Below are 11,967 nucleotides of genomic sequence, written 5' to 3' on the forward strand. Positions count from 1 at the left end.
GCAGGCAAGATCCGCGCAGAGGTCATTCATTGACCAGCACGGCGGCCCCTCGGAAGCGGCCGTGACGGAGGTCATCGAGTGCGCGGTTGGCTTCGGTCATCGGATAGCGGGTGACATGCGTGCGGATTCCGGCTTCGGCGGCCATGGCCAGGAATTCCACGCCATCTTCGCGCGTGAGGTTGGCGACGGAGACCAGTTCGCGCTCTTCCCACAGCAGGTCGTAGGAAAACGCCGGAATCTCGCTCATGTGGATGCCGGCGCAGACCACGCGTCCGCCCTTGTGCACGGCTTTCAGGGCGGCAGGAATCAGGGCGCCGATCGGCGCGTAGATCAACGCCGCATCGAGCGGCTCGGGCGGCGTTTCGTCCGAGCCGCCGGCCCAGACCGCACCCAGGCGATTGGCGAATGCCTGCGTGTCCGTATCGCCTGGACGGGTGAACGCGAAGACCGAACGGCCTTGCCAGACCGCCACCTGGGCGATGATGTGTGCTGCGGCGCCGAAACCGTACAGTCCGATGCGGCGCGCGTCGCCGGCGATCTTCAGCGAACGCCAGCCGATCAATCCTGCGCACAGCAGCGGTGCCTGCGCGGCGGCGTCGCCGTGCTCGCACATGGGCAGAGCGAAGCGCGCGTCGGCAAGGACATGCGTGGCGAAGCCGCCGTTCCGGGTATACCCGGTGAACTGCGGGTGGTCGCAGAGGTTCTCGCGTCCGGACCGGCAATAGGGACACGCGCCGCAGGTGTGGCCGAGCCACGGCACGCCGACACGGTCGCCCGGCGCGAGCGCTTCGACGTTCGCACCCACGGCCTCGACGCGACCGACGATCTCGTGGCCGGGAACGATCGGCAGGCGTGGGTTCGGCAGTTCGCCGTCCACGACATGCAGATCGGTGCGGCATACGCCGCAGGCGTGGATGCGGACGCGGACTTCGTCCGGGCCGGGGTCGGGCGTGGGTTGCTCGGTCCAGGTCAGCGGTTCGCCGATACGGTGCAGGATCATGGCGTGCATGGGTATCACCTCCGCGTCATGCCGTTGTCGATGCCGACATGCGCTTCGTCCCGTGCGTCCTTGTTGTGAGCAAAAGCCACGGACAAGCTGGGCATGGCGTCGGTCCGTCACGGGGTCAGGATATCGCCACAGCGGGTTCGCGCCATAGGGGCCCGAGCCATGCGTATCGGCGATATGCTTGCTGCGCACTCGTCGATATCCCCGTGAACGCTCTAGAATCGATTCTCATTGTGCAGACCTCGAGGTGAAGGCCGCCATGCAAGCCGAAATTTCGATGCCAGGAAACGCGGAGCGTGTGCATGCTCACGCGTCGGACAGGCGGACGTGCGGTTTCTCCGTTTCGTGCGGGGGCGGTGCATGAGTGCGACCGGGGAGGCTTCGGACATGTCTCGCGAGAAGGGCGTCTCGCCGGGTCTGAAGGCACGCCGTCTCGGCATCGATACGCATCATGAGCCGGTGGTGGTGTTGCGCGCCGACGCGCCGGTGTGTCGAGCCGAGGGCTTCGAGGCCCACGCCCGCATCGAGGTCGTGGGACGACACGGGAGCATCATCGCCACACTGAATGTGCTGACGACTGGTGAACTGCTCGCCGTCGATGAAGTGGGACTGTCCGAGTCGGCCTGGTTGCGGTTGAAGCCGGAGGCGGGCGAGTGCCTGCGCTTCCGTCATCCCGCACCGACCGAGGCCATGAGCCACATTCGCGCCAAGATCGATGGCGGCGAACTCAGCGAGCGGCAGTGCGACGCGATTGTCCGCGATGTCGTGGCTGGCCGCCTGAGCAACGTGGAAATCGCCGCGTTCCTGGTCGCGTGTGCGGATGGTCGCATGCATGCGCGCGAGGTCACGGGTCTGACCCGCGCCATGGTGAACACGGGCAATCGGTTGTCCTGGTCACAGCAGCAGGTCGTCGACAAGCACTGCATCGGCGGACTGCCGGGCAATCGCACCACGCCGATCGTGGTGCCCGTGGCGACTGCGCTGGGTCTGGTGATGCCCAAGACCAGCTCGCGCGCGATCACGTCGCCGGCCGGTACGGCCGATACGCTGGAGACACTGACCCGTGTCGATCTGAGTCTGGAGGACATCCGTCGCGTGGTCGAAGCCGAAGGCGGCTGCATGGTCTGGGGCGGGGCCGTGTCGCTCAGTCCGGCGGACGACTTGCTGATCCGGGTCGAACGCATGCTTGATCTGGACAGCGAGGGACAGCTGGTGGCGTCGGTGCTGTCGAAGAAGGCGGCGGCCGGTTCCACGCACGTGCTCATCGACATTCCGGTCGGGCCCACTGCAAAGGTTCGCAGCCAGGCGGAGGCGGAATCGCTGCTCGCGTCGCTGCAGGCCACGGCCACAGACATCGGCCTGACGCTGCGCGGCCTGCTCAGCGACGGAAGCCAGCCGATCGGACGCGGCATCGGTCCGGCGCTTGAGGCCCATGATGTGCTTGCAGTGCTTGAAAACCGTCCCGACGCGCCTGCCGACTTGCGTCGCAAGGCACTGGAAGTGGCCGCCGGGGTGATCGAGCTGGGCGGGCTGGCGCAGGGCGCGGATGCGCTGGCGATGGCGGAGCGGACCTTGTCCGATGGTCTTGCCTGGCGCAAGTTCCAGGCGATCTGCGAGGCGCAGGGCGGTCTGCGTGAACCCGGGCGTGCGCCGTTCACGCGCGTGATTCCGGCGTTGCATGCCGGCACGGTTTCGCGCATCGACAATCGCCTGCTGGCGCAGGTGGCCCGATTGGCCGGCGCGCCCCAGGCCGGCACCGCCGGGGTCTATCTGGAGGCACATGTGGGCGTCGCGGTGGAACGCGGGCAGCCGCTGTTCACGGTGCATGCGGAGTCGCGTGGCGAACTCGAATACGCCATGGATTTCGTCGACCGTCATCCATCCATCGTGCATGTCGAGGTGCGCGCATGATCGTGTTTCACGCCATGCCCGGAAACGGGACCATGGCCGCGCATCTGGCGAGGGAGTTCGGCGGCGAGGCGCGGATCGCCGATGTCGACGTGCATGCGTTCCCCGATGGCGAGAGCCTGGTTCGCGTGGAACCGCCTGACGCGGAGACCGACGCGGTGCTGGTCTGCACGCTGGATCATCCCGACACGGTTACTGTGCCCTTGCTGATGGCTGCCGCGACGCTGCGTGAACTCGGCGCGCGGCGCGTTGTGCTGGTCGCGCCGTATCTGGCCTACATGCGTCAGGACAAGCGTTTCGCGCCGGGGCAGGCGGTTTCGGCGCGCATCTACGCGGCCTGGCTGTCGACACATTTCGACGACCTGGTGACGGTCGACCCGCATCTGCACAGGATTGCGCGATTGGACGAGGTCTACACGTTGCGCAGCCGCGTGGTGCATGCCGCGCCGGTGCTGGCCGCATGGATCCGGGAACAGATCGACGATCCCTGGATCGTGGGACCGGACGGCGAGAGCGCGCAATGGGCCCGGGATGTCGCCGCCCGCATCGGTGCGCCGGTGACGGTGCTGGAGAAGACCCGCTTCGGCGATACCGATGTGGCCGTCACTGCGCCGGAAGCGCACGCGCATCGGCATCGCACCCCGGTTCTGCTGGACGACATCATTTCCAGCGGACGCACGCTCGCAGCCGTGGTCGAGCATCTGCACGCCCAAGGCATGCGCGATGCCGTGTGCGTCGCGGTGCACGGTCTGATGGCCGGTGACGCGCGCGAGTTGCTGCGGAAAGCGGGCGTCGCGCGCGTGGTGTGCACCAACACAGTCGGCGATGCGCGCGATGCCATCGACGTCAGTGCCGCGATTGCCGACGGCCTGCGCGACCTGCTGTTCAACATGGAGGAGGGCAACACATGATTCGTCTCAGCAGCCACGGGGCCGCCAAACAGGTGACCGGGTCGTGCCATCTGATCGAGTCCGATCGTGCGCGGGTACTGGTCGATTGCGGCATGTTCCAGGGCGGTCGCGAACTGGAGGAGGAAAACGCCGAACCGTTCGCGTTCGACGCTTCGCAAATCGACGCGGTGGTGCTCACGCATGCGCATCTGGACCACTGCGGGCGGCTCCCGTTGTTGCGCAAGCGCGGATTTCGCGGTCGGGTGTATGCCACCGATGCCACGCGTGATCTGACGCGGTTGCTGCTCATGGATTCGGCGGGGTTGCAGGAAGAGGATACCCGGCGCGCGCGGCGTCGCGCCTCGCGCAGCGGAGAGAAGGTGTCCGAGCCGTTGTACGGCCTCGCCGACGCCCTGCGCACCATGGATCTTTTTGCGCGTCCGGTGGCCTACGGCGAAACGCGCGAGGTGGCGCCGGGCATGCGCGCGACCTTCGTCGATGCCGGACACATCCTCGGTTCGTCCTCGGTGCAACTGGAGATCGAGGAAGAGGGCAAGCGCGTGCGGGTGCTGTTCTCGGGCGACATCGGCAACCCCGGGCGACCGCTCCTGAACGATCCGGCCCCGCCTCCGGAGCCGCCCGACTATGTGGTCATGGAGACCACGTACGGCGACCGCGATCATCGCCCCTGGCAAGCGTCGGTGGATGAGCTGGTCGAGGCGGTGTCCTCGGCCTATCAGCGCGGTGGCAATGTGCTGATTCCGACTTTCGCGCTGGAGCGTTCGCAGGAGATTCTCTATGTCCTGTTCCACGCCATCGAAGAGGGTCGCCTGCCACGCCGGCTCCCGGTGTTCCTGGATTCGCCGATGGCGATCTCGGCAACGCAGATCTTCATGGAGCATCCCGAGGCGCTGCGCACGGAGTTCGCAGAGGAGCTTTCCCGGATCGATCCGCTGGATCTGGGTGGCTTGCACATGACGCGAGAAACCGCCGAGTCGATGGCCATCAACCGCATCCGCGGCGGCGCCGTCATCATGGCCGGTTCGGGCATGTGCACCGGCGGCCGCATCCGGCATCACATCCGGCACAACATCTGGAACGAGAACAGCAGCATGATCTTCGTCGGCTATGCGGCCTCGGGCACGCTGGCGCGTCGGATCATCGACGGTGCCGGCCGCATTCGCTTGTTCGGCGACGATATCGTGGTGCGGGCGAAAATCCACACGATCAATGGGTTTTCTGCGCATGCCGGTCAGAGCGCGCTGCTCGACTGGCTGCAGCGCTGCGGCAAGCCGAAGAATGTGTTCCTGGTGCACGGCGACTACGATCGTGGCATGCAGGCGTTCGCTGCGCAGCTCGACCGGATCGGCCAGCCCTGGCACATGTCGGGCATGGGTGAGCCGATCCTGCTGGACGCTTCCTGACGCGTGCCGCGGCGCACGTCAGGAGCTAAGGCTGGGTTGACCGACGTCAACGCATGCCGGCATGCGACAGCGGATACTGTCTCCATTCCGAAAGAGGACACTGACATGTACAAGCACATCCTGCTTCCCACGGACGGTTCGGACCTCTCCCTACGCGCGGTGGACGCCGGCATCCAACTGGCGGCGAAGTTGGGCGCGAAGGTCTACGGCCTGCATGTGGCGATGCCGTATCCGGCGATGAGCTACATGACCGAGATCATCACCATCAGCGAGGCAACCTACAGCGAGGAAGCCGCCGAGCGCGCCGAACGCTATCTGGCCGAGATCAAGAGTCGTGCCGATACCGCCGGTGTGACCTGCGAAACCCACTACACCTTCGACGAGCATCCGGCCAAGGTCATCATCGATACCGCCGAGAGCAAGGGCTGCGACCTGATCGTGCTCGCCTCACACGGCCGCCGAGGCTTCGACCGCCTGCTGCTGGGCAGCGAAACGCAACGTGTGCTGGTCGGTTGCGAGCTTCCAGTGCTGGTCTACCGCTGATCCGTTTCAGCACAACGAAAAAGGCCGCCCTTGCAGGCGGCCTTTTTCGTCGAATCGATTGGTGGAGCGGAGGAGGATCGAACTCCCGACCTTCGCATTGCGAACGCGACGCTCTCCCAGCTGAGCTACCGCCCCACGTGAGCGGCGCATTCTAGCAGCGTGTGGTGGCGTCGCCAATAGGGTGCGTGAAGATTTATCGGTCGGGCAGGCGGGCCATCAGGCGGTCGTGCAGCAGATCCGTGCGCCAGCCAGTCAGGGCGCGGGGCCAGTTGCGGGTGGCGATCAGTTCTTCCAGCACCTTGCGCGGCGCGAGCAGCCCGGGCGGAAGGTCGATCGATTCGGCCAGGGCATGCACGTCGTGTTTCATCTCCGCGAGGACGCGCTTGCCGGCGCCGTCGAGCGGCGCGGGGATGGCATCGGTGGCCTCGATCTCGTCGTCGGTGACCGGGCGACGCAGCAGTTCCAGCAGTTCGGTGCGCTGCGGCGCGCGCAGGGCACGCTGTCCCTGGGTGAGGGCGGCGATGGCTGCGTCGCTGTCCGGACGTTCGTCGACCAGAGCCATGATCTGTGCGTCCTGAAGCAGCCAGGGCCTCGGCTTGTCGAGTGTGCGCGCCGTGTTCTCGCGCCACAGCAGCACGCGGCGCAGCAGGGCCTGCTTGTCCGGCGACCAGAAGGCGCCGCCGCGCAGGGCGCGTTGCGGCTGTGGATCGATGCCGCGATCGGAGGCGCGTTGCTTGAGCTGTTGGCAGTCGTGCTCGAACCAGTCGAGGCGATCCCGTGCTTCGAGTTCGCGCTGCAGGTGCTCGTGGATGGCATGCAGATAGACCACGTCGAGCGTGGCATAGCGGCGCTGCGAGGCCGTCAGCGGACGCTGCATCCAGTCCGAGCGCGTCTCGCCCTTGTCCAATTGCACGCCGGTTACGTGTTCGACCAGGGCGCGATAGCTCATGCCCAGGCCGAGGCCGCAGAAGGCGGCGGCGAGCTGGGTGTCGAACAGGCGCGCGGGGCCGCCAGGAAGCAGCGGCGCCATGACGTCGAGGTCCTCGCTGGGGCTGTGCATGATCCACAGTGGTGCAGCCGCGCGGTCCATGTTCGCCAGTGCGTCGCCGATCTCGAAGGCGAGGGGATCGATCAGGGCGCGGCGTCCGTCGTGTCCGAACTGGATCAGCGCCAGTTGAGCGTAGTAGGTGTTGCGGCGCATGAACTCCGTGTCCACGGCCAGCAGACCGTCGACGCTGGCGAGCCACGTATCGAGCTGTCCGCGGGTATCAATCCATTCGGCCTCGGCCGCAGCCGTGGAGGAGGTGTTCTGGTTCACGATGAAAGCTTCCGCAGCGCGTTGCGCGGAGGATCGTTGCCCTCGCGCACGGGTTTGCTTAGGGTGGTCCGACACGATAGCAGGCCGCCCGGTGCTTGGCATGTTCCACGGACCGGGTACCATGCGCGCAACGGTCCTCCCATCGTCCGGCCAGCGAGAGCCTCCATGCCCAACAGCAAGTCCGAACGTCGTCAGCGCGCCATGGGCGGCGCGATCGGCGTGAGCCTGCTCGGACTGGCCATGCTGTATCACTTTTTTCCCGCCTTGCTGCATGTGCCGGCCGAGGCCGACCGTCCGCAGCGGGCGGCGCGTCCGGGCGGCCCGATGGCGCCGCCGCTGGGGTTCGACCGTCGTCCGCAGGGCACGCAGAGCGCGTCGGTGCGCATCAATGAACTCGATGCGGGACCGCCGCTCTCGCTGGCACCGCGCGCGGTCATCGCTGCCCGATTGCGTCCGGCGCCTGCATCTTCGGCCGCGGCCCAGACCGAGACGCCTGCGCTCACCGATCTGCTGACGCGTGCCGCGGATGCGCTCGGCAAGGGCAACCTCAGCGGTGATTCGGACAGCGCGATGAGTCTGTACATGCAGGCGTTGAAGCTGCGTCCCGACAGCAACCGTGCGCGTGAGGGCCTGGCGCACGTGCAGCAGCGCCTGATTGCCGAGATCGAGGACGATCTGTCCAGCGGTGATGCCGATGCCGCGCAGACCACGCTGCAGGTGCTGCAACAACTGCCGAACGCGGGGGCGGAAAGCCAGCGTCTGCAGCGCAGCCTGCAGACGCTGCGCCAGGTGCGCCCGCTGCTGGCGCATGCGGCCGACCTGATGGGGCAGGGCCACGACATGCTGCCGGCCGACGACAACGCGTTGGCTGTCTATCGCCAGGTACTGGGCATCGATCCGGGCAACCATGTGGCCCGGCAGGGTCTGCAGCGCATTCAGCGCAAGCTGCTGGACCAGGCGTTGGGCGCCGTGGCGCAGGACGATTTCGACGGCGCCGACGCGGCCCTGGCACAGGCTGCGAAGATCGATCCCAATGCCACTGCGCTGCAGGATACGCGGGGCCGCATCGAGGGCATCCGCCGGCAGCGCGCGGAAAGCCGGCTGCAGCAGGCGGGCACTGCGCTCGATGGCGGCGATCTGGCGCTGGCGCAGAAGCTGCGCGATCAGGCGTTGCAGATCAGCCCGGACGTGCCCGGCGTCAATGCCTTCGATCAGCGTCTGCACAACGCGCGCATCTACGCGAACTACCGGCCGGGCCAGACCTTCCGCGATGCCTACGTGGACATCAGCGGGCATGCGCCGACCATGGTGGTGATTCCGACCGGCAGCTTCATGATGGGATCGCCGGACAGCGAGTCGGGACACGAACCCAACGAGTCGCCGCTGCACAAGGTCGACATCAAGCACGGTCTGGCGGTGTCGCGCACAGAGATCAGTGTTGCCCAGTTCCGCGAGTTCGTGCGTGAAAGCGGCTACGTACCGGATTCGGTGCGCCTGCACGGTTCCAACATCTACGACGGTCGGCGCGGCACGATGCGCGATGACAGTGATGCGACCTGGCAGGATGACTACGCGGGGCGTCCCGCGCGCGGCGATCACCCGGTGGTGAACGTGTCCTGGCGCGACGCCACCGCGTATGCCGCGTGGTTGTCCAAGCGCACTGGCAAGACCTATCGCCTGCTCAGCGAGGCCGAATACGAATACGTCATGCGCGGCGGCACGACCACGCCGTACTGGTGGGGCAGTGGGTCGCCCACGCGCGAGGTCGAGAATCTTCCGGGCAGTCGCGATCGATCGCCGCTACGGCGAAGCTGGACGCATGCCTTCCGAGGCTACCGAGACGGCTACTGGGGCGACGCGCCTGTCGGACATTTCGCACCCAATCCGTTCGGTCTGTACGACATCGACGGAAATGTTTCCGAATGGGTGCAGGATTGCTGGCACGACAACTACACGCGCGCGCCGCGCGACGGCAGCGCCTGGGTCAATCCGGGGTGCAGCCTGCGCATGGTGCGTGGCGCATCCTGGGGAAGTTCGCCGGAACAGGCGCGTTCGGCCTTCCGCGTTGCGGCCGAGCCGACCACGCGCAGCGGTCGTGTCGGTTTCCGCGTGGCGCGCGAGTTGTAGCCGCAAAAACTCGCACCTCCCATCGTCGTCCTGACGCGGCATGAGGCCGTGCTAGGCTCTGCGGATTGTCCTCAGGCTGTTGCGATTCGGGGGTCCCATGGCATTCGCCACTTTGCGCTCGCTCAATGCCGAGCAGCGTCACGCTGTTCTGGCCAGCTTCCTCGGATGGACGCTGGACGCCTTCGATTTCTTCCTGCTGGTGTTCGTGCTGGACGATGTGGCGCGCAGCTTCGGTTCGGACGTCGAGGCGGTCTCCTTCGGCATCCTGCTGACGCTCGCGGCACGCCCCATTGGTGCGCTGCTCTTCGGCCGCCTGGCCGATCGTTTCGGTCGACGGCCGGTGCTGATGGTCGACGTGGCCCTGTTCTCGGCGCTGGAGTTTATCTGCGCCTTCGCGCCTTCCCTGACGGTATTGCTGGTGCTGCGTTTCCTGTTCGGCATCGCGATGGGCGGCGAGTGGGGCATCGGCGCGGCGCTGGCCATGGAGAGCATTCCGGCGAAGGCGCGCGGCGCGGTGTCGGGACTGCTGCAGAGCGGCTACCCATTCGGCTACTTTCTCGGCGCGTTGGCGTACTGGATCGTCACCGACGTGCTCGGCTTCAGCTGGCGAGGCATGTTCGTGGCCGGCGCATTGCCCGCGCTGCTGGTGCTGTATCTGCGCATGAAGGTGCCCGAATCGCCGGCGTGGAAGGCCAACGAGCAGCGGCAGCGCCGGCAGAATGTGTTCGAGGCCATGCGTGGCCATTGGGGCCTGTTCGTGTTCATGATGGTGCTGATGGGCGCCTTCAACATGTTCAGCCACGGATCGCAGGACATGTATCCGACGTTCCTCAAGCAGCAGCTGCATCTGGGCGCGGGAGCGGTGACGGTGCTGACCATGCTGCTCAACGCCGGAGCCATCGTCGGCGGACTCTCGTTCGGTGCGTGGTCGGAACACATCGGCCGGCGTCGCGCGATCATCATCGCCGCGCTGCTGGCGATCCCGGTGGTGCCATTGTGGATGTTCGGTAACCAGATCGCGGCCTGGATGGGCTGGACGGCGCCGATCGCCTCGCTGGCGCTTCTCGGCGCGGGGGCATTCCTGATTCAGGTGATGGTGCAGGGCGCCTGGGGCATTGTGCCGACGCATCTGAACGAGCTGGCACCGGGCACGGTACGCGGCACGCTGCCGGGGTTTGCCTACCAGTTGGGCAATCTGCTGGCTGCGGCCACGGCGACGGCGCAGGCGGCGCTGGCGGCGCGCTTGCAGGGCGACTATGCGTCGGTCATGGCGGTGTGGCTGGTGGTGGTGGCCTTGGCACTGGCGGCGCTGGCGTGGCTCGGCCCCGAGGCGCGCGGACAGCGATTCGATACACACGAAGCATGACGGCGGCGCGCTTCGCGGCTATGATCCGTCGCTTTCCCGACGGGTTGGATCGCAGCACATGAAAGCCGGCAAAGACAAGGTGGTGTCCTTCCACTACACGCTGACCGTGGATGGCGCGGAAGCGGAAACCTCGCGTGCCCAGGAGGCGCCCCTGCAGGCCCTGCTCGGCCGTGGGCAGCTGATTCCCGGCATGGAGCGCGCCATCGAAGGGCGCGAGGCGGGCGAAACCTTTGCCGTCGACATCGCGCCGGAGGACGGATACGGCGAGCGTCGCGAGGATCTTACCCAGCGGCTGTCGAAGAAGTACTTCCACCAGGCCGCGCGGCTCAAGCCCGGCATGACCACGGTGCTCAGCCTGAAGGAAGGCGGTCAGCGCGCGGTGACGGTGAAGAAGGTCGGCATGAGCACCATCGACGTGGATCTGAACCATCCGATGGCCGGCAAGGCGCTGCATTTCGACATCGAGATCGTCGAGGTGCGCGAAGCCAGCGAGGAAGAGCTGGCGCACGGTCACGCGCACGGCCCGGGCGGCCACGAGCACTGAGCGCCGTTCAAACGGTACCGACGTAGCGTCGCAGGACCGAACGCACCGCGCCCAGATACCCGCGCCCGAACAGGTTCAGGTGATTGAGCAGGTGGTAGAGGTTGTACAGCGGCGCGCGTTCGCGCCAGTCGCGCGCCAGTGGCGCGCGCTCGGCATAGTGTTCGAAGAAACGGGGGCCGGGGTCGCCGAACAGGGTCAGCATGGCCAGGTCGGCCTCGGCCCAGCCGTAATATGCGGCGCCGGCATCGATCAATGCCGGTTCGCCGTTGCGGCAGCAGTGCAGGTTGCCGCTCCACAGGTCGCCGTGCAGCAGTACCGGCGCTTGTTCAGATACCCATTCGGTCAGTCGCTGGCATAGGTGTTCGATACGGGATTGGTCCGCGTTGTCGATCAGGCCGGCATCGTGCGCGCGCTGCGCCTGCGGCTGCAGACGGCGCTGGACGAAGAAGCGATGGCCGTCGGTATCCGGCGTGTTGTCCTGCCATCCGTCGCCGCACCATCCCTCGTGCTCCAGGCCGAAATGCGGCCCCTGTGCCGAGTGCTGGCGCGCGAGGCCGTGGGCGGCGCGAATCTGGAAGTCCTTCGCGGGCATGCCGTTGCCGAGATCCTCGATCAGCATCGCGTGAGGCTGTTCGGCATAGATTCCCGGTACGCGCATGCCACCGGCCTCGTGCAGCAGGCGCAGCCCATTCGCCTCGGCCTGCAACAGCGAGGCGGGGCGATCCGGTCGGTGCTTCAGCCAGGCCGACCGGCCATCGCGCATGCGCACGCGATGCAGTCCGTGGTCGGCGGGGACCGCGCCGTCGATGCATGTCGCGATGGACGAAGGGATGCTCATGAC

General features: G+C 66.8%; 10 protein-coding genes and 1 tRNA gene. 7 read left to right on the plus strand and 4 right to left on the minus strand.

Annotated features, from left to right (window positions below):
* Positions 1-22: 22 nt before the first annotated feature.
* Positions 23-1,009 (minus strand): zinc-dependent alcohol dehydrogenase family protein, encoded by a 987-nt coding sequence (locus BTJ49_RS07030; protein WP_113064685.1) that lies wholly within the window; start codon positions 1,007-1,009, stop codon positions 23-25.
* Between the two features lie 384 nt (positions 1,010-1,393).
* Between BTJ49_RS07030 and BTJ49_RS07035 the strand changes: the two genes are divergently transcribed.
* From BTJ49_RS07035 to BTJ49_RS07050, 4 genes are all read left to right on the plus strand, one after another.
* Entirely contained in the window at positions 1,394-2,917 is a 1,524-nt protein-coding gene (locus tag BTJ49_RS07035) for a thymidine phosphorylase family protein (RefSeq protein ID WP_240601763.1), read from the plus strand.
* Positions 2,914-3,825, plus strand: coding sequence for a ribose-phosphate diphosphokinase (locus tag BTJ49_RS07040; RefSeq protein WP_113064687.1), 912 nt, complete (start codon positions 2,914-2,916; stop codon positions 3,823-3,825). Before BTJ49_RS07035 ends, BTJ49_RS07040 begins: the two co-directional genes overlap by 4 nt.
* Positions 3,822-5,228: an MBL fold metallo-hydrolase gene (locus BTJ49_RS07045; RefSeq protein ID WP_113064688.1), complete on the plus strand. Its 1,407-nt coding sequence runs from the start codon at positions 3,822-3,824 to the stop codon at positions 5,226-5,228. The genes BTJ49_RS07040 and BTJ49_RS07045 overlap by 4 nt, the downstream gene beginning before the upstream one ends.
* A 105-nt stretch (positions 5,229-5,333) precedes the next feature.
* Positions 5,334-5,771, plus strand: coding sequence for a universal stress protein (locus BTJ49_RS07050; RefSeq protein WP_113064689.1), 438 nt, complete (start codon positions 5,334-5,336; stop codon positions 5,769-5,771).
* Positions 5,772-5,830: 59 nt separating this feature from the next.
* Here BTJ49_RS07050 and BTJ49_RS07055 read toward each other — a convergent pair.
* Both BTJ49_RS07055 and BTJ49_RS07060 read right to left on the minus strand, forming a co-directional pair.
* A tRNA-Ala gene (locus BTJ49_RS07055) sits at positions 5,831-5,906 on the minus strand.
* 58 nt (positions 5,907-5,964) lie between these two features.
* Complete coding sequence (locus BTJ49_RS07060) at positions 5,965-7,089, minus strand: HRDC domain-containing protein (RefSeq protein ID WP_240601764.1); 1,125 nt, start codon at positions 7,087-7,089, stop codon at positions 5,965-5,967.
* A 165-nt stretch (positions 7,090-7,254) separates the two neighbouring features.
* Here BTJ49_RS07060 and BTJ49_RS07065 point away from each other — a divergent pair, with 165 nt between their 5' ends.
* The 3 genes from BTJ49_RS07065 (at position 7,255) to BTJ49_RS07075 (ending at position 11,126) form a co-directional block, all read left to right on the plus strand.
* Positions 7,255-9,216 carry a formylglycine-generating enzyme family protein gene (locus BTJ49_RS07065; RefSeq protein WP_113064690.1) on the plus strand — a complete coding sequence of 654 codons (1,962 nt, stop codon included), beginning with the start codon at positions 7,255-7,257 and terminating at the stop codon, positions 9,214-9,216.
* Between the two features lie 97 nt (positions 9,217-9,313).
* A complete protein-coding gene (locus tag BTJ49_RS07070) occupies positions 9,314-10,582 on the plus strand; it encodes an MFS transporter (protein ID WP_113064691.1) in 1,269 nt (422 codons plus the stop codon).
* Positions 10,583-10,640: 58 nt separating this feature from the next.
* Entirely contained in the window at positions 10,641-11,126 is a 486-nt protein-coding gene (locus BTJ49_RS07075) for a peptidylprolyl isomerase (protein WP_113064692.1), read from the plus strand.
* A gap of 7 nt (positions 11,127-11,133) precedes the next feature.
* Here the strand turns inward: BTJ49_RS07075 and BTJ49_RS07080 are convergent, their stop codons facing one another.
* A complete protein-coding gene (locus BTJ49_RS07080) occupies positions 11,134-11,964 on the minus strand; it encodes a fructosamine kinase family protein (protein WP_113064693.1) in 831 nt (276 codons plus the stop codon).
* Positions 11,965-11,967 lie beyond the last annotated feature (3 nt).

The organism is Oleiagrimonas sp. MCCC 1A03011, assembly GCF_003267965.1.
Lineage (GTDB): Bacteria > Pseudomonadota > Gammaproteobacteria > Xanthomonadales > Rhodanobacteraceae > Oleiagrimonas > Oleiagrimonas citrea.

Coding starts and splice junctions, on each gene's coding strand:
- BTJ49_RS07070 (WP_113064691.1), top strand. CDS start 9,314: ATGGCATTCGCCACTTTGCGCTCGCTCAATGCCGAGCAGCGTCACGCT.
- BTJ49_RS07065 (WP_113064690.1), top strand. CDS start 7,255: ATGCCCAACAGCAAGTCCGAACGTCGTCAGCGCGCCATGGGCGGCGCG.
- BTJ49_RS07035 (WP_240601763.1), top strand. CDS start 1,394: ATGTCTCGCGAGAAGGGCGTCTCGCCGGGTCTGAAGGCACGCCGTCTC.
- BTJ49_RS07050 (WP_113064689.1), top strand. CDS start 5,334: ATGTACAAGCACATCCTGCTTCCCACGGACGGTTCGGACCTCTCCCTA.
- BTJ49_RS07040 (WP_113064687.1), top strand. CDS start 2,914: ATGATCGTGTTTCACGCCATGCCCGGAAACGGGACCATGGCCGCGCAT.
- BTJ49_RS07045 (WP_113064688.1), top strand. CDS start 3,822: ATGATTCGTCTCAGCAGCCACGGGGCCGCCAAACAGGTGACCGGGTCG.
- BTJ49_RS07030 (WP_113064685.1), bottom strand. CDS start 1,009: ATGCACGCCATGATCCTGCACCGTATCGGCGAACCGCTGACCTGGACC.
- BTJ49_RS07080 (WP_113064693.1), bottom strand. CDS start 11,964: ATGAGCATCCCTTCGTCCATCGCGACATGCATCGACGGCGCGGTCCCC.
- BTJ49_RS07075 (WP_113064692.1), top strand. CDS start 10,641: ATGAAAGCCGGCAAAGACAAGGTGGTGTCCTTCCACTACACGCTGACC.